At 43.5% G+C, this 20,832-nt stretch carries 19 protein-coding genes; 9 read left to right on the forward strand and 10 right to left on the reverse strand.

Annotation, left to right across the window (positions count from 1 at the left end):
- The first annotated feature begins 3 nt into the window (after positions 1-3).
- From A4G13_RS05395 to fbpC, 3 genes are all read left to right on the forward strand, one after another.
- Complete coding sequence (locus A4G13_RS05395; RefSeq protein WP_090655245.1) at positions 4-1,041, forward strand: ABC transporter substrate-binding protein; 1,038 nt, start codon at positions 4-6, stop codon at positions 1,039-1,041.
- An 80-nt stretch (positions 1,042-1,121) separates the two neighbouring features.
- Positions 1,122-3,179, forward strand: coding sequence for an ABC transporter permease (locus A4G13_RS05400; RefSeq protein WP_090655263.1), 2,058 nt, complete (start codon positions 1,122-1,124; stop codon positions 3,177-3,179).
- A gap of 102 nt (positions 3,180-3,281) precedes the next feature.
- Positions 3,282-4,337, forward strand: coding sequence for a ferric ABC transporter ATP-binding protein (fbpC, locus tag A4G13_RS05405; RefSeq protein WP_011200758.1), 1,056 nt, complete (start codon positions 3,282-3,284; stop codon positions 4,335-4,337).
- 79 nt (positions 4,338-4,416) lie between these two features.
- Here the strand turns inward: fbpC and rsmC are convergent, their stop codons facing one another.
- On the reverse strand, positions 4,417-5,418 hold the full coding sequence (gene rsmC / locus A4G13_RS05410) for a 16S rRNA (guanine(1207)-N(2))-methyltransferase RsmC (RefSeq protein ID WP_090655241.1): 1,002 nt from the start codon (positions 5,416-5,418) through the stop codon (positions 4,417-4,419).
- A 182-nt stretch (positions 5,419-5,600) separates the two neighbouring features.
- On the opposite strand from rsmC, the gene A4G13_RS05415 reads away from it, so the two are divergent.
- Together A4G13_RS05415 and rimI are read left to right on the forward strand one after the other, a co-directional pair.
- Positions 5,601-6,011, forward strand: a complete 411-nt coding sequence (locus A4G13_RS05415) for a DNA polymerase III subunit psi (RefSeq protein ID WP_011200760.1) — start codon at positions 5,601-5,603, stop codon at positions 6,009-6,011.
- A 3-nt stretch (positions 6,012-6,014) separates the two neighbouring features.
- Positions 6,015-6,458, forward strand: a complete 444-nt coding sequence (gene rimI, locus A4G13_RS05420) for a ribosomal protein S18-alanine N-acetyltransferase (protein WP_011200761.1) — start codon at positions 6,015-6,017, stop codon at positions 6,456-6,458.
- Positions 6,459-6,517: 59 nt separating this feature from the next.
- Here the strand turns inward: rimI and fabB are convergent, their stop codons facing one another.
- Entirely contained in the window at positions 6,518-7,738 is a 1,221-nt protein-coding gene (gene fabB, locus A4G13_RS05425) for a beta-ketoacyl-ACP synthase I (protein ID WP_011200762.1), read from the reverse strand.
- A 217-nt stretch (positions 7,739-7,955) separates the two neighbouring features.
- Here fabB and mnmC point away from each other — a divergent pair, with 217 nt between their 5' ends.
- On the forward strand, positions 7,956-9,974 hold the full coding sequence (gene mnmC / locus A4G13_RS05430; protein ID WP_090655236.1) for a bifunctional tRNA (5-methylaminomethyl-2-thiouridine)(34)-methyltransferase MnmC2/FAD-dependent 5-carboxymethylaminomethyl-2-thiouridine(34) oxidoreductase MnmC1: 2,019 nt from the start codon (positions 7,956-7,958) through the stop codon (positions 9,972-9,974).
- 47 nt (positions 9,975-10,021) lie between these two features.
- Here mnmC and rfbB read toward each other — a convergent pair whose 3' ends face one another.
- The 6 genes from rfbB to rplU form a co-directional block, all read right to left on the reverse strand.
- Positions 10,022-11,086 (reverse strand): dTDP-glucose 4,6-dehydratase, encoded by a 1,065-nt coding sequence (gene rfbB, locus A4G13_RS05435; RefSeq protein WP_090655234.1) that lies wholly within the window; start codon positions 11,084-11,086, stop codon positions 10,022-10,024.
- Between the two features lie 96 nt (positions 11,087-11,182).
- On the reverse strand, positions 11,183-12,355 hold the full coding sequence (gene cgtA, locus A4G13_RS05440) for an Obg family GTPase CgtA (RefSeq protein ID WP_090655231.1): 1,173 nt from the start codon (positions 12,353-12,355) through the stop codon (positions 11,183-11,185).
- 6 nt (positions 12,356-12,361) lie between these two features.
- Entirely contained in the window at positions 12,362-13,282 is a 921-nt protein-coding gene (locus tag A4G13_RS05445; protein ID WP_011200766.1) for a DMT family transporter, read from the reverse strand.
- Positions 13,282-14,208 (reverse strand): DMT family transporter, encoded by a 927-nt coding sequence (locus A4G13_RS05450; protein ID WP_090655227.1) that lies wholly within the window; start codon positions 14,206-14,208, stop codon positions 13,282-13,284. Before A4G13_RS05450 ends, A4G13_RS05445 begins: the two co-directional genes overlap by 1 nt.
- A gap of 150 nt (positions 14,209-14,358) precedes the next feature.
- A complete protein-coding gene (gene rpmA, locus A4G13_RS05455) occupies positions 14,359-14,616 on the reverse strand; it encodes a 50S ribosomal protein L27 (protein ID WP_005760959.1) in 258 nt (85 codons plus the stop codon).
- A 20-nt stretch (positions 14,617-14,636) separates the two neighbouring features.
- Positions 14,637-14,948, reverse strand: coding sequence for a 50S ribosomal protein L21 (gene rplU / locus A4G13_RS05460; RefSeq protein ID WP_011200769.1), 312 nt, complete (start codon positions 14,946-14,948; stop codon positions 14,637-14,639).
- A gap of 255 nt (positions 14,949-15,203) precedes the next feature.
- Here rplU and ispB point away from each other — a divergent pair, with 255 nt between their 5' ends.
- Both ispB and A4G13_RS05470 read left to right on the forward strand, forming a co-directional pair.
- Positions 15,204-16,175, forward strand: a complete 972-nt coding sequence (gene ispB, locus A4G13_RS05465; protein WP_041640219.1) for an octaprenyl diphosphate synthase — start codon at positions 15,204-15,206, stop codon at positions 16,173-16,175.
- A 60-nt stretch (positions 16,176-16,235) separates the two neighbouring features.
- The gene (locus A4G13_RS05470; protein ID WP_090655223.1) at positions 16,236-16,976 is read left to right on the forward strand and encodes an epoxyqueuosine reductase QueH; all 741 of its coding nucleotides are present in this window, start codon (positions 16,236-16,238) and stop codon (positions 16,974-16,976) included.
- Between the two features lie 561 nt (positions 16,977-17,537).
- On the opposite strand, the gene proA is transcribed toward A4G13_RS05470, so the two are convergent.
- Both proA and A4G13_RS05480 read right to left on the reverse strand, forming a co-directional pair.
- The gene (proA, locus tag A4G13_RS05475) at positions 17,538-18,797 is read right to left on the reverse strand and encodes a glutamate-5-semialdehyde dehydrogenase (RefSeq protein ID WP_090655220.1); all 1,260 of its coding nucleotides are present in this window, start codon (positions 18,795-18,797) and stop codon (positions 17,538-17,540) included.
- 8 nt (positions 18,798-18,805) lie between these two features.
- Positions 18,806-19,489, reverse strand: coding sequence for a trimeric intracellular cation channel family protein (locus A4G13_RS05480; RefSeq protein WP_090655217.1), 684 nt, complete (start codon positions 19,487-19,489; stop codon positions 18,806-18,808).
- Between the two features lie 259 nt (positions 19,490-19,748).
- Between A4G13_RS05480 and dhaK the strand changes: the two genes are divergently transcribed.
- Positions 19,749-20,819 carry a dihydroxyacetone kinase subunit DhaK gene (dhaK, locus tag A4G13_RS05485; RefSeq protein WP_090655214.1) on the forward strand — a complete coding sequence of 357 codons (1,071 nt, stop codon included), beginning with the start codon at positions 19,749-19,751 and terminating at the stop codon, positions 20,817-20,819.
- The last annotated feature ends 13 nt before the right edge of the window (positions 20,820-20,832 follow it).

The following is a 20,832-nucleotide window of genomic DNA, read 5'->3' on the forward strand; positions in this document are numbered from 1 at the left end:
CCTATGAAAATCTCAAAAATTGCGTTATCGCTTTCTACGGTGTTATTAGGAAGTTTGATGTTCAGTCAAAATGTAGCCGCCGATACCGGGCGTTTAGTGGTTTATTGTTCCGCCCAAAATACGATGTGTGAGCAGGAAACCTTGGCTTTCGAGAAAAAAACAGGCATAAAAACCAGTTTTATCCGTGGCGGTACAGGTTCTATTTTAGCTAAAATTGATGCTGAAAAAGCCAATCCGCAAGGCGATGTGTGGTATGGCGGTACGCTTGATCCCCATAGCCAAGCCGGCGAAATGGGCCTGCTCGTACCCTATAAATCACCGAATTTACAATATATTCCCAATGAGCTGAAAGACCCCGCCAAAGTGAAAGGCAATTATTCATCAGCTATTTATTTAGGGGTATTAGGCTTTGGCGTGAATACCGAACGTTTGGCAAAACTCAAAATCCCGGTGCCGAAATGCTGGAAAGACTTAACCGATCCGCGTTTAAAAAATGAAATCCAAGCGGCAGATCCGCAAAGTTCCGGCACCGCCTACACCGCGTTGGCTACTTTCATACAACTTTGGGGAGAAGAGCAAGCTTATGTGTACTTGAAAGAATTACACAAAAACGTGTCGCAATACACCAAGTCAGGTAACACTGCAACACGTAACACCGCGCGCGGCGAAGCGTCAATAGGTATCGGTTTCTTACATGAACATTCTCTGGAAAAAGAGAAAGGCGCGCCTGTTGAACTTATCGTACCTTGCGAAGGTACAGGTTATGAAATTGGCGGCGTAAGCATTATTAAAGGTGCGCGTAACCTTGAAAATGCGAAGAAATTCGTGGATTGGGCATTATCTAAAGAAGCGCAGGAACTTTCCTGGCAAAAAGGTGAAACTCACCAGATTTTAACCAATAGCCAGGCAAAACAATCGCCTTATGCACTGGATTTTAAATCCATCAATTTAATCAACTATGATTTTGATAAATACGGCTCAAGTGACTTGCGTAAACGTTTGATTACCAAATGGGTGGATGACGTGAAATTGGCAAAATAAGCCTGATTTCGACCGCACTTTACACTATCTCGGGCGTAGCAATGCGCCCCATTATTACCCTAAAAATTGCGAGAGGTTGTATGAATTCCGCAAAAATTCCTTTTATACAGACGGCAAATTTCTGGATATTGTTATCCGCACTTGCCTTTTTAATTCTGCCTTCTCAGGCACTTGACTACGGTTTGTTGGAAAGTACCGCCGACGAATTTTACGATGCTATGGGCTGGTCTTCCCTTAACCTGACCATTTTATGGTTTCTGCCGTTACTCGGTTTTTTGCTTACGCCGCGACTCGGTTTATCCGCTACCGCGCAAGCTAAAGCCGAATTAGGCTTAGTGGCTTTCACCACATTATTCGCTTTTGTCAGCGCCACCGTTTATAAAGTGTCCATGGGTTATTCGGTGATCATTCTGTTAGCGTCGCTGACCGCGCTTGCCACCTTTGCTCTGGCAAAACTGAAAATAATGCAGGGCGATAAATTTATTATCGCCTCACTGTTAGCCATTATCCTGTTGATTTTCTTCTTTATTGTGTACCCGACCGTAGCGATTTTAATCTCCATGTTCTACGACGGCGACACCTTCACACCGCAGCAAGTGTTACGCATTTTAAGTCAAAGCTACATTATCCGCGTTATCACCAACTCGCTTGCGTTATCCGGCTTTGTTGGAGTTGTTTCCACCATTTTCGGCTTGGCATTTGCGCTTTACACCACCCGAATTGCAAAACGTACCGCATTTATCGGTAAAATTTTCTCGATTTTACCTATCGTTACACCGCCGTTTGTTGTCGGTTTAGGGGTAACTTTAATGCTTGGTCGCTCAGGTTATGTAACGGAATTTTTATCCGATAATTTCGGTTTTACCAACCAAAACTGGCTCTACGGTTTTAACGGTATCGCTATTGCGCAAATTCTCGCTTTTGCACCGATTTCATTTATGATTTTAGACGGCGCATTGAAATCCATTCATCCGTCTATTGAAGAAGCGTCTTACACCTTGCGTGCAAACCGTTATCAAACTTTCTATAACATCATTTTCCCGCTGCTCCGCCCTGCTCTGGCAAATTCGTTTTTAATCGTATTTGTACAATCGCTTGCAGACTTCAGTAACCCATTGGTTTTAGGCGGCAGCTTCGACGTAATCGCGACCCAAATCTATTTCTATATTGCAGGTTCACAGCTTGATTACGCATCGGCAAGTACATTAGGTTCAATGTTGCTGATCTTCTCATTGCTGATTTTCATCGTACAGTATATGTGGATAGGTAACCGTTCTTATGTGACGGTTTCGGGCAAATCTTACCGCGGCGACGTACAGGATCTGCCGGGCGGTTTAAAATGGACTATTATCGGTATGCTCGCATTCTGGGTAATTTTCAACCTGGCGCTGTACGGTAGTATTTTCTACGGTAGTTTCACCGTGAACTGGGGGGTGGATTACACCTTAACTACTCGCAACTATCAGCTTATGTTCGGACAAGGCTTTAGCGACGGTGCATGGCCATCATTGCTGAACACCATGCTTTACGCCGGTATTGCCGCACCGTTAACCGCACTTTTCGGCTTGCTGATTGCGTACATCGTGGTACGCAAAGATTTCCAAGGAAAAAAAACATTAGAATTTTTGACCATGCTCTGTTTTGCCGTGCCGGGTACGGTTGCCGGGGTATCCTACATTCTAGCCTTTAACAACGCCCCGATGTACATTACCGGTACCGGCGTCATTATCATTATTTCTATGGTAATGCGCGATTTGCCAATCGGTATGCGCGCCGCTATCGCAGGTTTAGGGCAACTGGATAAATCTCTTGACGAGGCCTCTCTCTCACTGAAAGGCAGTTCCTTTAAAACCATTTGGTATATCGTTTTCCCATTGTTGAAACCGGCGTTGTTATCCGCATTAGTAACCAGTTTCGTGCGTGCCATGACAACCGTAAGCGCAATTATCTTCTTGGTAACGGCGGATACCCGCGTTGCAACCGCCTATATTCTGAATCGCGTAGAAGACGGTGAATACGGTGTCGCTATCGCTTACGGTTCAGTCCTCATCATCGTGATGATGGCTATCATCCTGTTCTTCGACTGGATTGTGGGCGACACCCGTATTTCCCGCTCCAAAGCGAAAAAAATGAATTAAAAGTGCGGTCAAAAAACATAAATTTCGTAGGGTGGGATGTTATCTCACCACAAAAATAAAAATGGTGGGGCTTATCCCACCCTATATAGGCAGTACAATATTATGACAAATCAAAACGACAATTTTTTAGTATTAAAAAACATCAACAAAACCTTTGGCAAATCCGTGGTTATTGATGATTTAGATCTTGTTATCAAACGCGGAACCATGGTCACGCTGTTAGGGCCTTCCGGTTGTGGTAAAACCACCATTTTGCGTTTGGTCGCCGGTCTTGAAAATCCGACGTCCGGTCAGATTTTTATTGACGGCGAAGACGTCACCAAATCGTCCATCCAAAATCGCGACATCTGTATCGTGTTCCAGTCCTACGCCTTATTTCCGCATATGTCTATCGGCGATAACGTAGGTTACGGTTTACGCATGCAAAATATTGCTAAAGAAGAACGTAAACAACGCATTAGAGAAGCTCTCGAACTAGTGGACTTAGCCGGTTTTGAGGACCGCTTTGTCGATCAGATTTCAGGCGGTCAACAACAACGTGTTGCCTTGGCACGCGCTTTAGTGCTCAAACCAAAAGTCTTATTATTCGACGAACCTTTAAGTAACCTGGATGCTAACCTGCGCCGTTCAATGCGTGAGAAAATTCGCGAATTACAACAAAGTCTAAGTATTACTTCACTTTACGTTACCCACGACCAAACCGAAGCCTTTGCCGTATCCGATGAAGTTATTGTAATGAATAAAGGGAAAATCGTGCAAAAAGCGCCGGCGAAAGAATTGTATCAACAACCGAATTCGCTGTTCCTTGCGAATTTCATGGGTGAAAGCAGTATTTTCAACGGTCAATTGCAAGGAAACCAGGTAACCTTAAACGGCTATCAATTTACACTACCGAATGCGCAGCAATTCAACCTGCCGAACGGCGATTGCCTGGTGGGGATTCGTCCGGAAGCGGTAACCTTAAAAGAAACCGGCGAGCCGTCTCAACAATGTTCAATTAAAACCGCCGTTTACATGGGCAACCATTGGGAAATTGTAGCGGACTGGGCGGGTCAAGATTTGCTCATTAACGCCAACCCGGAAGTATTCAATCCGGAACAAAAACAGGCTTATGTACACTTGTCCTCCCACGGCGTATTCTTACTCAAAAAAGAATAACCTAATTCTAAAATAAAAAGTGCGGTGAAAATTTCAAAACTTTTGAAAAAATCACCGCACTTTTTTATATCCAAAAGCCTTAGCCAATCACAGAATAAACTTTGAATTTATTGGTTTGCGCCAATACCTTATGCCCGCCGAAATACTCATCCAATAAATCGGGATAAGGCAGGAAAGCATTGGCAACAATACGCAATTCGCCACCGGGCACTAAATGCCATTTTGCATTACTAATCAACTCCCGGACCGCACGATAAGCGGTATCAATACCGTCATGAAACGGCGGATTGGAAATAATTAAATCAAATTTACCTTCCACATGAGAAAAGACGTCGCTTGCCAGAACCTGCCCGCTCAACTTGTTTTCAAGCATTGTTCGCTCCGCCGAAGCAAGCGCCATTGCATGAATATCGGTCATAGTTACCTTAGTTTGCGGATTTTTCAATTTAATCATAGAGCCGATAACCCCGGCGCCACAGCCTAAATCCAGCACATTCCCGCGAATATTATCCTTTACTGTGGAAAGCAGTAGCTGAGTGCCGACATCCAACTCATTTGCGCTGAATACGCCCGGCAAACTATAAACGATTAACTCGCCTAATTGCGGACTGCGGTAAGTTTTCCAAAAATTTTCAAGCTCAAAGTTCGGCTGCTTTTGCAAAGTAAAATGATATAACCCGCATCGGCGAGCGCTGTCAATTTTGCCGATATCACCAAAATGAGCCAGCATTTTTTCCGCCGACCGCACACCGCTTCGGTTCTCGCCGATGATCAGCACTTCCTGTCCGACGGGGGCGTTTGCCAGCAACTGCATTAACTGGAACTGCACTTCCTGCTTATTTTTCGTCCAATAATAAACGATTAAATCGGCCCTTCCTGTAAAAATTACGGAAAAATCCACCGCACTTTTTCCCTGAATCTGATTCACATAATCAAAATACCATGACCATATTTTCACCGACCGGCATTGAGATTGAATTTTTTGCGGAAAATCGTCATTCACCCCACCAGCCAATAAAACGCTTTTATCGGCAAAAAGCGGCAAATGACGTTCCAGCACCTGGCTTTCAAGAGAAATCATTTTGGAAAATTCCTAGCAGATAAGTTAAAATAAAAGAGCTTCATTATATAAGAAATCAACCCTTAAACAAAACGAAGAGTTTATTATGCCGGTTTAAACTTATTCTCAAGGTTCGGATTGGATTGATAACATATCGCCGATAATCCGACTAATAACCACAATTTAATTTTACGGGAAAAAAAGTGAATCGACGGGATCATCTTTTACAGGAATTGGGGATTACTCAATGGCAATTACGTCGTCCTGACGTATTGAAAGGGGCGATAAATATCGCCGTGGAAGAACATATTCGCCTGCTGGTTATTGCCGAATGCACATTAAGTGCCCGTGATTTTTTTATTCAAGATGTGCTACGTAGCGCCGAAATCAAGCTACAAGATTGTTTATTTTTGACTTTTTCGCAGGCGGCGCATTTGACGGTGCAGCATCCCGTTAATTATTGGTTATTATCTGATGAACAAGGGATAATCGAGCAAACTTTGACATTTTGTACGTTACAAAATTCTCTTTGGCAAACGCCGGATTTGCCGCGATTAAAGCTGGATCGGCGCGCAAAACAAGCCCTTTGGAAACAAATTCAAACTTCGTTATAAATTATGACTGAAATTTCACCAATTCAGGCAGAGGATTTCGATCGCCTGTTTGAAATCGAACAAGCGGCGCATTTAGTGCCATGGTCAATGGGTACGCTGCAAAACAATCAGGGGGAACGCTATCTTAATCTTAAGAGCTCCGTTCAAAATCATATTGCGGGCTTTGCTATATGCCAAACCGTGTTGGATGAGGCGACTTTATTTAATATTGCTATTGACCCCGTTTGTCAGGGGCAAGGAATCGGCAAAGCCCTATTAAGTGAGCTGATTAAGCGGTTACGGGAAAAAAATGTGGCGACTTTGTGGTTGGAAGTACGGGAGTCAAATCAAACGGCTAAACGACTTTATGACCGATTAGGTTTTAATGAAGTGGATATTCGTAAAAATTATTACCCTACACCCGACGGCGGCAGGGAAAATGCCATTGTAATGGCGTTATATTTATAACGTACCTAAAAAAACTGCGGTATTTCTTACCGCAGTTTTTTTATTAGTAAAGCCTGAGATTATTTAGCGTAACGTTTGAACACTAATGTAGCGTTCGTACCGCCGAAACCAAAGCTGTTTGACATCACGGTTTGTAAACCTGCATTTTCTTTTGTTTCGGTAACGATATTTAAACCTTCGGCCTGCTCGTCTAATGTTTCGATGTTAATGCTTGGGGCGATAAAGTCGTTGTGTAACATTAATAACGTATAAATCGCTTCGTGCGCACCAGCCGCACCTAACGAGTGACCTGTCATGGATTTTGTTGAAGAAATTGCCGGTTTGGCTTCACCAAATACATTTCTGATTGCGCCTAATTCTTTCACGTCACCAACCGGTGTTGAAGTACCGTGAACGTTGATATAGTCGATCGGCGTATCAATATTCGCCATCGCTTGTTTCATGCAACGTTCCGCACCTTCGCCGCTTGGCGCTACCATGTCGTAACCGTCTGAAGTCGCGCCGTAGCCTACGATTTCCGCATAAATTTTTGCACCGCGGGCAAGAGCGTGTTCTAATTCTTCAACAACAACAACCGCACCGCCGCCGGCAATAACGAAACCGTCACGATCCGCATCATAAGCGCGAGACGCTTTTTCCGGGGTTTCATTATATTTGGTTGAAACGGCACCCATTGCATCGAATTGTGCCGCTCCTTCCCAGGATAATTCTTCCGCACCGCCTGCGAAAACAATATCTTGTTTACCTAATTGAATTAACTCAAAGGCATTACCGATACAATGTGCCGAAGTTGCACAAGCGGAACTGATAGAATAGTTAACGCCTTTAATTTTGAACGGAGTTGCCAAACAAGCGGAAACACTTGAAGACATGGTTTTAGTTACCGCATAAGGACCAATTGCTTTAACACCACGGGAACCGCGTGCCGCATCGGCCGCTTTCACCTGATAATGCGCCGAACCGATACCGGCACCGATAACAAGACCTGTACGCTCATTAGAAACCTGATCTTCGCTAAGACCTGCATCTTCAATAGCTTCTTTCATTGACAGGTAGGCATAAGCGGCGGCATCACCCATAAAACGATAAATTTTACGATCAATTAATTCGGCAGGATTTAACTTAACTGTTCCGGCGACATGGCTACGCATACCCATTTCTACAAAACTCGGTACGATTTCAATTCCTGATTTACCTGCTTTTAAAGAAGCTAAAACTTCTTCTTTATTATTACCGATGCTTGAAATTACACCAAAACCTGTAATCACTGCTCTTTTCATTATTTTTTCCTTATCTGTTCAAGAGAAACATTGAAATATTTCAACTTACATTTGTTAGCTGAAAGCTAATTTACTATGAATATAAAATATTGCAAGTATTAATTTTAACATACGACCAGTAAACAAAAAATCGCTAATTCGCGCCATTTTGGTATTCATTCCGATTTAAGCGTATCATAAGAGCTTATGAAGTAAGAAATAAAGGAAATTTGTCTCTATGTTGAAAGTTACCGCCGCCCATATTCATTTTAATCGGGACAATACGCCCGTTTCGGAGCAATTTGATGATATTTATTTTTCAACCGCAGACGGACTTGAAGAAAGCCGCTATGTTTTTCAGGAAGGCAATAATTTATGGCGACGCTGGTTACAATTCGGCGAAAATCATTTTGTTATCGCGGAAACTGGATTCGGCACCGGATTAAACTTTTTGGCGGTTACCGCATTATTCAGAGAATTCCGGACGCAATATCCCGACAGCCCGTTAAAACGGTTGTTTTTTATTTCATTTGAAAAATATCCGATGAGTTGTGCCGATTTAAGATCGGCTCATCAGGCTTATCCGCAATTTAATTCCCTTGCCGAACAACTGCGACAAAACTGGTTACAACCCATTGTCGGCTGTTATCGTTTTCATTTTGAAGAAACCGCATTGGATCTATGGTTCGGTGATATTGCGGACAATCTGCCCCAACTCGGCGATTACATGGTAAATAAAATAGACGCCTGGTTTTTAGACGGTTTTGCACCGAGCAAAAATCCTGAAATGTGGAACGAGAATTTATATAAACAAATGTTCCGCTATACCAAACCGGCAGGCACGTTCGCTACCTTTACGGCGGCAAGTGCGGTGAAAAAAGGTTTAGAATCTGCCGGTTTCAGCTTGCAGAAAAGAAAGGGGTTCGGCAAAAAACGGGAATGTTTACAGGGCTTCAAACCCTTGAATGCCGAACAAAATCCGGTGGTACATACGCCTTGGTTGCTTTCGCGAAGCGCAACCTTATCTGAAAATACCGATATTGCCATTATCGGCGGCGGAATTTCCTCACTTTTTAGCGCAATTTCGCTGTTGCAGCGGGGTGCAAATGTTACGCTTTATTGCGAAGACCAACAGCCTGCGCTCAACGCTTCGGGCAATAAACAAGGGGCGTTTTATCCTCAATTAAGCGACGACGATATTCATAATATCCGTTTTTATATTCATGCTTTTGCCTACGGGCAACAACAATTACGTTGGGCGATTCAACAAGGCATTGAATTTGAACATGAATTTTGCGGCGTAGCACTTTGCGCTTATGATGAAAAAAGTGCGGTCAAATTAGCGAAAATTTCTGACTACGATTGGGATACCAGTTTATATCAACCTTTAAATCAACAGGAATTAAGCGAAAAAGCGGGGTTGCCATTGCCGTGCGGCGGCGGCTTTATTCCGCAAGGCGCTTGGTTAGCGCCCCGTCAATTTGTACAAAACGGCTTTGCCTTTGCGCAAAAGTGCGGTCTGAAATTAAAAACTTTTGAAAAAATTACCGCACTTTCACAAAGTGAAAAGGGCTGGATTCTGCATAACGATAAAAACGAGCAATTTCATCATGAGACGGTAATTATTGCCAACGGGCATAAACTCAAACAATTCACCCAAACCTCCCGCATTCCCGTTTATTCGGTACGCGGTCAAGTGAGCCAAATTCCCACTTCAAGCCAATTGCTAAAATTAAAATCCGTGCTTTGTTATGACGGTTATCTCACACCGGCGGATCAGGCGAAACAATTTCACTGTATCGGAGCAAGCCATGTGCGGGATTGTGAAGACCGCGATTTCAGCCTGCAGGAACAGCAAGAAAATCAGGCTAAAATTCAGCTGAATATTGCGGAAGACTGGACGAAAGAAGTGAACACCGCCGATAATCTTGCCCGCACCGGCATTCGCTGTGCCGTTCGCGATCGGATTCCGCTGGTCGGCAATGTACCGGACTTTGAGCGGCAAGCGGATGAGTACCGTAACATTTTTAATTTGCGCCGCCGCAAACAGTTTATCCCGCAGGCGGCGGTATTTGAAAATCTCTATTTGGTAGGCGCTTTAGGTTCAAGGGGTTTAACTTCCGCGCCGTTGCTCGGCGAAATTTTGGCGTCTATGATTTATGGAGAACCGATTCCTTTAAGCGAAGATATTCTGCATTGTCTGAATCCGAACCGCAGCTGGATGCGGAAACTATTGAAAGGCACGCCGGTAAAATAACTTACCCCAATCTTAATGCTAGGCTTGCGGTGCAAAAATCCGCAAGCTTAGTTATTTAACCCCAAACGTTCCAAATGATAAGAACCGTTTAAAATGCGCCGCCACCAAGATTTATTCGTCAAATACCATTGCAAAGTTTTCCGCATACCGGATTCGAAACTTTCTTCGGCTCGCCAGTCTAATTCACGGTTGATTTTGCTTGAATCAATGGCATAACGAAGATCATGCCCCGGGCGATCGGCAACATAGCAAATCAGATCTTCATACTTCATTACACCTGCGGGTTTATTCGGCACCAGTTCTTCCAATAAAGTACAAAGGGTTTTCACCACCTCTATATTGCTTTTCTCGTTATTGCCGCCAATATTATAAGTCTCGCCCACTCTCCCCTCGGTCAGTATTTTATACAAAGCCCGCACATGATCTTCCACAAACAGCCAATCGCGAATTTGTAAACCCTTACCATAAACAGGTAAAGGTTTGCCTTCCAGCGCATTTAAAATCATTAAAGGAATCAGTTTTTCCGGAAACTGAAACGGGCCGTAATTATTTGAGCAATTGCTCACAATCGTCGGCAAACCATAAGTGCGATGCCACGCCCGCACTAAATGATCGGCGGACGCTTTCGAGGCCGAATAAGGGCTTGAAGGCGAATAAGGCGTTTCTTCCGTAAATAAAGCGTTTTTATCGGCTAAATCGCCATAAACTTCATCGGTGGAAATATGATGAAAACGAAAAGTTTTTTTTCTTTCGGTATCCAGCCGGTTCCAATAATGACGAGCGGCTTCAAGCAGCCTATAGGTGCCGACAATATTGGTTTGAATAAAAATTCCGGCGCCGTCAATGGATCGATCCACATGGCTTTCCGCCGCCAAATGCATGACTGCATCGGGCTGATGATCGGCAAAAATGCGATCTAAGGCGGCACGATCACAAATATCCGCCCGTTCAAAACTATAACGCGGATTTAAAGAAACGGTCTCTAAGGAATCCAAATTTGCGGCATAAGTCAGCTTATCCAGATTAATCACCTCATCCTGCCGCTGATTAATAATGTATCGAATCAATGCGGAACCGATAAACCCCGCTCCGCCTGTTACTAAAATTTTCATATTAAACTCAACTCATATTGGTATGGCAATTTTAACAATCTTTATCGATAAAAAAGTGCGGTGAAAAATCCTGAAATTTTCACCGCACTTTTAGCGCTATGGCTTATAGATGAACTCGACACCTTCGTCATCTTCTTCCGACCAATCATCGTCCCAATCTTCTTCGTCATCAAAACCACGTTCGGATAATTGTTCGTTATGATAGTCATCCCATTTGAATTTCACTTCTTCCGCCGCTTTTTCTTCCTCTTCAACTTCACGAGGATTCGCTTCGATGAAATCCATAATGTCACGAATTAACTGCGGGATATTTTTACCGGTCGCCGCCGAAATAAGGTAATAGTCCTCTTCCCAGCCCAATCGTTCGGTAATGTCTTTTGCCCGCTCAGCCGCTTCTTCATCGCTTATGGTATCGATTTTATTGAATACCAACCAACGCGGCTTATCCGCCAGTTTTTCGCTGTATTGAAACAATTCGCTTTCAATAATACCGATATTGTCCGCCGGATCGCTTTCATCAATCGGTGCAATATCCACTAAATGAATCAATACGCGGCAACGCTCTAAATGTTTTAAGAAACGAATTCCTAAGCCGGCGCCTTCGGAAGCGCCTTCAATCAAACCGGGAATATCCGCCACCACGAAACTGCGATTGGCGTCAACGCGGGCAACCCCTAAACTCGGCACCAATGTGGTGAACGGGTAATCGGCCACTTTCGGTTTTGCAGCCGAAACCGCACGGATAAAAGTTGATTTACCCGCATTCGGCAAACCCAGCATCCCTACATCAGCTAACAACATCAGTTCGAGTTGTAAATCGCGTTTCTCACCCGGCGTGCCCATGGTTTTTTGACGAGGGGCGCGATTTACGGAAGATTTAAAACGCGTATTACCCAAACCGTGATAACCGCCTTTCGCTACTAATAATTTAGCACCGTTTTTAGTTAAATCGCCGATAATCTCTTTCGTATCGTTATCAATCGCTCTCGTCCCCACCGGCACGCGCAACGTAATATCTTTACCGCGATGACCGGTACAATTTGAACTGCGCCCGTTTTCTCCGCGTTCCGCCGCAAAACGTTTTTCAAAACGATAGTCAATCAAGGTGTTGAGGTTTTCATCGGCAATCAAATAAACGTCGCCGCCGTCGCCACCATCGCCGCCGTCAGGCCCACCTTTCGGGATATATTTTTCGCGGCGGAAACTCACGCAACCGTTACCGCCGTCACCAGCTTCAATACGAATTAAAGCTTCATCAATAAATTTCATCTTTTCTTACCTTTTATACTTAAATAATTTATATCCCACCGCTGAGATAATTGCTCCTAATACTACAACAAATGCCCCGATATAACTAACAGTATTTAAATGGGGCATCGCAAAATGCGCGGGATCCAGCCCATGTAAAATTCTGGAAAATAAGATTGTAAATAGCGGCACTAAGGTAACCACTACGCTGACTTTTGAAACATCCCAACGATTTAACGCTTCGGCATAAGCGCCATAACCGATAAGCGTATTTAGACAACAATAAATAAAACAACCCAACGCAAAACCGCTTAACCCCTGAATCTGCGAAAATTGCGCAAAAGGACATAATACAATTACGCAACCCGTGTACATAATGAGCAAAATCTGTTGTGCGGTAAATTGCCGCGACATAAGTTTTTGGGCCATACCGTAAGCCACCCAAACCACAGCGGCGCTAACGCTTAACAGAATTCCGGTAGAATACATATTCAAACCGAACAGCATGTCAAATTTATCGTTAAAGAATAAACCCAATCCTAAAATCAGGATGAGCAATCCCGCTTTTTGATGAGCGCCAAGTTTTTCTTTAAATACAAACACGCCGCAGATCAACATCATAAATGAAGATAAATGGATAAAAATTTGTGTTATCGCCGGTTCAATATAATTTAATGAAGAATTAAATAAGAAGAAATTGCCCGCCAAACCTAGTACGCCGATCAGAGACAATTTCCAATAACGAGACGTAAACTGCGATAAAGCCGGCAGTTTTTTCTTCCAGGCTAATAATAAAAATAATGCCAGCGAGGCGACAAAAAATCGATACCAAACGATACTCTCCGCCCCCATCACCGTCAGTACATGTTGTAATGCAATCGGCAAAGATCCCCATGCCATTGCGGTAATTAAGGCAAAAATAAAACCTAAGACGGGTTGTTGATTCATTAATCTCTCTCTTTTAACATTTTCAGCTTATGTCCAAGAGCGGATAGCATCGCCCCGGATACAACACAAAACGCCCCTAAATAGCTAATCCAATTCAGTTCGACCGCCACAAAATAATTTGGCGCAATCATCACCGCCAAATGGGAAAACAATAAAGTGAAAATCGGAATTTGGGTTAAAATAGCGCTTACTTTAGACACTTCCCAACGATCTAACGCTTCGGCATAGCAACCATAGGCAATGATCGTATTCACACCGGAAAAAACAAGACATACAAGCTGAAAACCGTCTAATTGATATATTTGCTTGATGTCCGCATTTGGGAAGAAAACAAGAGTACAGCCGATATATATCATCAATAAAATTTGTTGAGAACTTAAATGAGAAAGCAATACTTTCTGTACTATCGCATAAATCACCCAAACAAAACTTGATGCAATAACCATCACCACACCTTTAAAATAAGTATTCAACTGTAAAAAATCGTCTAAACGCTCATTAAAGAATAAGATTAATCCGAGTGATAATACGGCGAGTCCAATCTTTTGATGACGCGCCATTTTTTCTTTAAAAATCAATACACCGGCGAATAACATCATAAAAGAAGATAACGGGCTGAGTACTTGGCTGGTTGTCGGCGGAATATACTTTAAAGCTAAATTATACAAATAAAAATTAACGGATAATCCCGCTATGGCAAGCAGGAGTAACAAAGTATTTTTAGGCGAAATCCGTTTAAAAGTAAAAAATTTGCCGCTAAAACAAAGCAATAAGAGTACGCCAATCGCAGATAAAACAAACCTGTACCAAACGGAAGTTTGAATATCCATAACCTTCACTACCTGTTGCACAAAAAGAGGTAATGAACTCCACATACAGGCGGCAATCAGCCCGAATAGAAAACCTAATAAGGGTTGCTGTTTCATATATTCACGAAGAATTCTTCAGTTAACTGTTTAATTTATAAGTAAAAATCCACTCTTTTAGAAGGTGTTTTTTAGTCAACAATAAAAATGCCCCACATACTTGTGGGGCATTTTAAATTTCATCTATTTGAAATTAATACGTCGCGTTAATTATTCAGTAACGATGCTTACGTATTTACGGCTTTTTTCGCCTTTCACTTCAAATTTTACTTTACCGTCTGCAGTTGCAAATAAAGTATGGTCACGACCCATACCTACATTGCTACCGGCATGGAATTTAGTACCACGTTGACGAACGATAATGCTACCTGCTAACACGGATTCGCCACCGAAACGTTTAACACCAAGGCGTTTAGCTTCAGAATCACGACCGTTACGAGTTGAACCACCAGCTTTTTTAGTTGCCATCTACTTGATCTCCTCTGAAATTATGCTTGAATCCCAGTGATTTTCACTTCTGTGAACCACTGACGATGACCTTGCTGTTTACGACTGTGTTTACGACGACGGAATTTAACGATTTTGATTTTATCGCCACGACCTTGCGCCACAACTTCAGCCACTACTTTCGCGCCAGTAACTACTGGTGCACCAATTTTAACATCTTCACCGTTAACGACCATCAACACTGAATCGAATTCAACCGTTTCACCGGTTGCTTTTTCAAGTTTCTCTAAACGAACAACTTGACCTTCGCTTACACGGTGTTGTTTACCGCCACTTTGGAAAACTGCGTACATAAATACTCCGCTATACCTTGCGCTTATAATGTCTCTGCATTTTATGCGCATTAAAAATCATTTAAATAGGTCGCAAATTCTACGGAAAAACTCCCTTGATAGCAAGCTCTAATTTGCAATAATATGAAAAAATTCTTTATTTGAGCAAAATTGCATTGTTTGCTTTCAGAATTGAAAGAAAATCGGGTAAAATCAACCGCACTTTTCCTATTTAATTACATAAAGAATTGCATAATGACCACCACAAACAATTTAATGGATATAAAAACCATCCAAGCGCTCGTTAGCGACGATATGCAAAAAGTCAACGAAGAAATTCTAGCACAACTCAATTCGGACGTCCCGTTAATTAATCAACTCGGCTATTATATTATTCACAGCGGCGGAAAACGCATTCGCCCGATGATCGCCAACCTTGCGGCAAAAGCCTTAAATTATCAGGATAACAAGCATATTACCTGCGCCGCTTTTATTGAATTTTTACATACGGCGACTCTTTTGCACGATGATGTGGTGGACGAATCCGATATGCGCCGCGGCAATCCTACCGCGAATGCCGAATTCGGTAATGCCGCCAGTGTGCTAGTGGGCGATTATATGCATACCCGTTCTTTCCAAATGATGACCGAACTCGGTTCTTTGCGCATTTTGCAAGTGATGTCTGCGGCGACCAATGTAATTGCGGAAGGCGAAGTCCAACAGTTAATGAACGTACGTGATCCCGATACCACCGAGCAAAACTATATGAAGGTCATTTACAGCAAAACAGCCCGCTTATTTGAAGTTTCCACTCAAACGGTGGCGATTTTGGCCGATGCCGGCGCCGCAATTGAAGAAGGATTGCAAAATTACGGCCGTTATTTAGGCACGGCGTTTCAGTTAGTGGATGATATTCTGGATTACAGCGCCAATGCGGCAACCTTAGGTAAAAACATCGGTGACGATTTAGCCGAAGGTAAACCGACACTGCCGTTGCTACACGCAATGCGCCACGGTAACCCGCAACAAGCCGAGCTTATCCGCAATATCATTTTGCAAGGAGGTAATCGTGATGCCTTAGATGAAGTCCTGACAATTATGCACGAACATAAATCTCTGGATTATGCAATGGAACATGCCAAACAGGAAGCGCAAAAAGCGGTTGACGCCCTTGCGCCGTTACCTGACAACATTTACAAACGAGCAATGATTTCCCTTGCTTATCTTTCGGTCGATCGAGCCTACTAATTTTTTATCCGTAGGACACAATTTGTGTCCTTTTCTATTTTAGCTATTTAGTGAAACCTTATGACAGACGATATTAATGAAATTGTGAAAAGTGCGGTAAATTTTCAGCGAATTTCACAAAAAAAACAAAACGCGCGGAAAGATCCGAACGCCCCTTATGTGCGTCCTAAACTTGAACTGCCCGAAGGGCACAATAAACTTTTGCTGCACACTTGCTGCGCGCCTTGTTCCGGCGAAATAATCGCTGCGGTGAAAGCTTCTGACGTGCAATTTACAATCTTCTTCTACAACCCGAATATTCACCCTCATCGCGAATATTTAATCCGAAAAGATGAAAACAAACGCTTTGCGGATAAAAATAATATTCCTTTTATTGATGCGGATTATGATCGCGACGAATGGTTCAAACGTACCAAAGGACTGGAACATGAACCGGAACGCGGCGCCCGATGCACCAAATGTTTCGATATGCGACTGGAACGTACCGCACTTTATGCCCATGAAAACGGATTTCCGGTGATCGCCACCAGCCTCGGCATTTCACGCTGGAAAAATCAGGAACAGGTTTATGATTGCGGTAGACGTGCCGCCGCCCGATATGAAGACGTAATTTTCTGGGATTTCAACTGGCGTAAAGACGGCGGTTCCGCACGTTCCGACAAACTGCGAAAAGAAGAACGTTTTTATAAGCAGGAATACTGCGGTTGCGTATATTCATTACGGGATACCAATAAATGGCGGGAGTCCAGAGGTTTGGGCAAAATCGAAATCGGTACGGTTTATTATTCCGTTGATGAATAAGCCCCCCTCAGTCACTACGTGACAGCTCCCCCCATAAAGGTGGGAGCGAATTTGATATGCCAATTGAGTTAATTATTCTGTCAATAAGTGTGCTATACGATAGCACGGTTTTCTAATAAGTTTGATACGTGAGAACACGTCGGAAACACGCGCTATCCGAGAACGATATTTTTATAAAGTGCGGTAGAAATTTGGCGAAATTCGATTTAGTAACATATAAAAAATGAATTAAATATCACCTCGGATTTTGCGCCCGCCTTTATGGAAGCTATCACCGCCTTATCTGCGCAAATAGGCTTGAATTTCGCTCTTATCTTTAATGAGAGCTGCCATGCCATCCTCTTATCTGCGTAAATAGAATTTGGTTTCGCTCCCACCTTTATGGGGCGGGGAACTGCCACGCCGCCATCTTATCTGCGTAAATAAAATTAGGTTTCGCTCCCGCCCTTATGGGGCAGGGAACTGCCACACCGCCATCTTATTTGTGTAAATAGAATTAGGTTTCGCTCCCACCTTTGGGGGGAGCTGTCACGTAGTGACTGAGGGGGGAAAAATAACTCCTTAGGCTCTTGAAGTGTAATCCCCCACGCAAACCCATTTATAAGTAGTTAATGCTTCCAACCCCATCGGGCCTCTCGCATGCAATTTTTGCGTACTCACGGCGACTTCGGCGCCAAGTCCGAACTGACCGCCGTCGGTAAATCTGGTGCTGGCATTCACATAAACCGCCGCTGCATCCACTTGCGCTACAAACTGATTAGCGAGTTTTTGCGACTCCGTTAAAATACTCTCCGAATGCTCGCTGCCGTATTCCCGAATATGTTCAACCGCTTCCTCAATGCCTTTTACGATAACCACGTTCAAATCATAAGTCAGCCATTCGTTACGTAACTGTTGCTCGGTTACCGGCTTAACATCGGCACTTACGCCTTGCAAAATAGAAAGTGCGGTAGAATCCGCATGAAATTTTACCTCTTTTGTTTTCAATCGGCGGGCAAGTTTCGGCAAAAATTCTTCGGCGATACTTTCTTGCACCAATAAGGTTTCAACCGTATTACAAGTACTTGGGCGTTGCGTTTTCGCGTTTTCAATCACCGCCAGCGATCGGTCTTGATCCGCACTTTGTTCCACAAAAATATGACAAACACCGATGCCGCCGACAATCACCGGAATGCTGGAGTTATCCCGGCAAAGCGCCTGTAATCCGGCACCGCCGCGGGGAATAATCATGTCCACATATTTATCTAAATGCAGCAATTCCATAACCAGTGCGCGATCAGGATCGGTAATCGCCTGTACCGCCATTTCTGGTAGCCCTGCCTGTTGCAAGGCATTTTGTACCACTTCCACTAAAATTTTATTGGAATGCTGCGTTTCCTTTCCGCCGCGCAGGATCACCGCATTACCGGTTTTCAGGCAGAGACTCGCCACATCAATAGTCACATTCGGACGGGCTTCATAAATCGTGCCGATAACACCCAGCGGAGTACGGATTCGTTCTAACTTCAAACCGCTGTCCAACACGCCGCCGTCAATAATTTTACCGACCGGATCCGCTAAGGAAATCACATGGCGGACATCATCGGCAATGCCGGTCAAACGCTCTTTTGTTAACAGCAGACGATCAATAATGGATTCGGATAAACCGTTTTCCCGGGCCGCCTGAATATCCTTGGCGTTTTCCGCTAAAATGCGTTCCTGTTGAGCTTCCAACCGTTCAGCGATTAATGCCAAAGCGTGGTTTTTCTCTTGTTGGGAAAGTTGAGAAAGCGCAAAAGCCGCTTGTTTAGCCCGCTTTCCCATTTGAATTAAATCTGTCATAAAAACCTCTATTTTTCTTTATATTTACGTCTTTTCGGTAATCTCGGCATTATTTCTTTCGGCGACATTTCTTCTTCATGATAATCAAATACCGGGAATCCCCAACTGAAATAAATGGCGAGCAAGCGGAAAATAAATCCGACCGTCAGCGTAATCATTACGGTTAAATTAATTGATAACCCTAAATGCTGTAATCCAATATAGAGACAAGCGGTAAAAAAGGCAATAAAGGCATAAAGTTCTTTTTGGAAAATTAACGGAATCCGGTTACATAAAATATCTCGCAATACACCGCCAAAGGCACCGGTTAAAATCGCCGAAATGGAAGCGACTGTCAAACCAAACCCCATATCTAACGCAATTTGCGTACCAAAAATAGAAAATAAAATCAGCCCCAGCCCGTCTAACACAAGAAAAACCGTCCGAAACGAGCGGTTAAAGTGAGTAATTAAAGGTGCAATAAATATAGTGGCGAGTGCCGTAATAGCCACAATTAACACCCAATGAGGGTTGGCGATAAAATTTACCGGGTAATTGCCGAGAATAATATCCCGCATTAAACCGCCCCCTAACGCCGGCATAAATGCAATCACGATCACCCCGAAAATATCCATTTTCTCCCGTCCGGCAGAAAGCGCGCCGGTCATCGCTTCGACGATAAGCCCGATATAAAAAAGAACCTCTAATAACATAATTTTTTTATTTTTAAGCGGAAAAAGAGAAACACATTCTAGCTGAAATACGACGTATTATGTAGCGTTAAAACACAATAATTTAAACCGTATTCATAAAATTAAAAGGCGCTAATTAGAAACGACAAATTGTCTGTAATATCGCCATTTTATTTTCCTTTTCGCTCATTTTCTTATTTTGTGATACCGCTAACAGAATTATTTTTCTCTTTCGCTTATAGTCTCTTCATCTTAAACCAGTAATGAAGGAAGATATGGTATGAAAAAACTCATTAACTCCGTTGAAACCGTCCTTGACGAACAATTACAAGGATTGGCAAAGTCTCATCCTCAATTAGTATTAAATACCGAACCCGTTTATGTTCGCCGTGCCGATGCGCCGGTAGCGGGTAAAGTCGCAATTATTTCCGGCGGCGGTAGCGGCCATGAACCGATGCACGCAGGTTTTGTGGGTGAAGGTATGTTAGACGGCGCTTGCCCGGGGGCAATTTTCACCTCGCCGACACCGGATCAAATGATGGAATGCGCCATGGCGGTTGACAGCGGCGAAGGCGTTTTGTTGCTGATAAAAAATTATACCGGCGACGTATTAAATTTCGAAACGGCTACGGAACTGTTAGCGGATATGGGCAATCAGGTGGCAACGGTTTTAGTTGATGATGATGTGGCGGTAAAAGACAGTTTATACACCGCCGGTCGTCGCGGCGTCGCCAACACCGTTATTATGGAAAAATTATTAGGTGCCGCCGCCGATAAAGGCTACAACCTCAGCCAACTGGCGGAACTTGGTTACAAACTCAATAATCAAGGGCATTCTCTCGGCATCGCATTAGGCGCCTGCACCGTACCGGCGGCCGGTAAACCTTCATTTACCTTAGCCGAAAACGAAATGGAATTCGGCGTAGGTATTCACGGCGAACCTGGCATTGAACGCCGTCCTTTCGAAAATCTGGATAAAACCGTTCAACAAATGTTCGACACCATAATTGAAAACGGCAACTACGAGCGCAAAATGCGCCGCTGGGATTGCCAAGCCAATCAATGGAATGAAGTAACCGAACAAAAACAAGCCCTGCAACCGGGCGATCGCGTTATTGCCTTGGTGAATAATTTAGGATCCGTTCCGCTTTCCGAATTATACGGCGTATATAACAAATTAACCGAATGTTGTGAAAAATTCGGCTTGACCATTGAACGCAATCTAATCGGCTCTTACTGTACCTCATTAGATATGCAGGGCATGTCCGTCACCCTATTGAAAGTGGACGATGAAATTCTTTCGCTTTGGGACGCACCGGTAAATACGCCGGCATTGCGTTGGGGAAAATAGTTTAAAGCAAGGA

Origin of the sequence: Basfia succiniciproducens, assembly GCF_011455875.1 — a bacterium.
GTDB classification, from domain to species: domain Bacteria; phylum Pseudomonadota; class Gammaproteobacteria; order Enterobacterales; family Pasteurellaceae; genus Basfia; species Basfia succiniciproducens.

Excerpts from the sequence above, each read along its gene's own strand:
- cgtA (WP_090655231.1), bottom strand. The coding sequence starts at position 12,355 with ATGAAATTTATTGATGAAGCTTTAATTCGTATTGAAGCTGGTGACGGC.
- A4G13_RS05450 (WP_090655227.1), bottom strand. The coding sequence starts at position 14,208 with ATGAAACAGCAACCCTTATTAGGTTTTCTATTCGGGCTGATTGCCGCC.
- A4G13_RS05480 (WP_090655217.1), bottom strand. The coding sequence starts at position 19,489 with ATGTTATTAGAGGTTCTTTTTTATATCGGGCTTATCGTCGAAGCGATG.
- rfbB (WP_090655234.1), bottom strand. The coding sequence starts at position 11,086 with ATGAAAATTTTAGTAACAGGCGGAGCGGGGTTTATCGGTTCCGCATTG.
- fbpC (WP_011200758.1), top strand. The coding sequence starts at position 3,282 with ATGACAAATCAAAACGACAATTTTTTAGTATTAAAAAACATCAACAAA.
- rimI (WP_011200761.1), top strand. The coding sequence starts at position 6,015 with ATGACTGAAATTTCACCAATTCAGGCAGAGGATTTCGATCGCCTGTTT.
- A4G13_RS05400 (WP_090655263.1), top strand. The coding sequence starts at position 1,122 with ATGAATTCCGCAAAAATTCCTTTTATACAGACGGCAAATTTCTGGATA.
- mnmC (WP_090655236.1), top strand. The coding sequence starts at position 7,956 with ATGTTGAAAGTTACCGCCGCCCATATTCATTTTAATCGGGACAATACG.
- proA (WP_090655220.1), bottom strand. The coding sequence starts at position 18,797 with ATGACAGATTTAATTCAAATGGGAAAGCGGGCTAAACAAGCGGCTTTT.
- rplU (WP_011200769.1), bottom strand. The coding sequence starts at position 14,948 with ATGTACGCAGTTTTCCAAAGTGGCGGTAAACAACACCGTGTAAGCGAA.
- A4G13_RS05395 (WP_090655245.1), top strand. The coding sequence starts at position 4 with ATGAAAATCTCAAAAATTGCGTTATCGCTTTCTACGGTGTTATTAGGA.
- dhaK (WP_090655214.1), top strand. The coding sequence starts at position 19,749 with ATGAAAAAACTCATTAACTCCGTTGAAACCGTCCTTGACGAACAATTA.
- rpmA (WP_005760959.1), bottom strand. The coding sequence starts at position 14,616 with ATGGCAACTAAAAAAGCTGGTGGTTCAACTCGTAACGGTCGTGATTCT.
- fabB (WP_011200762.1), bottom strand. The coding sequence starts at position 7,738 with ATGAAAAGAGCAGTGATTACAGGTTTTGGTGTAATTTCAAGCATCGGT.
- A4G13_RS05470 (WP_090655223.1), top strand. The coding sequence starts at position 16,236 with ATGACAGACGATATTAATGAAATTGTGAAAAGTGCGGTAAATTTTCAG.
- ispB (WP_041640219.1), top strand. The coding sequence starts at position 15,204 with ATGGATATAAAAACCATCCAAGCGCTCGTTAGCGACGATATGCAAAAA.
- A4G13_RS05445 (WP_011200766.1), bottom strand. The coding sequence starts at position 13,282 with ATGAATCAACAACCCGTCTTAGGTTTTATTTTTGCCTTAATTACCGCA.
- rsmC (WP_090655241.1), bottom strand. The coding sequence starts at position 5,418 with ATGATTTCTCTTGAAAGCCAGGTGCTGGAACGTCATTTGCCGCTTTTT.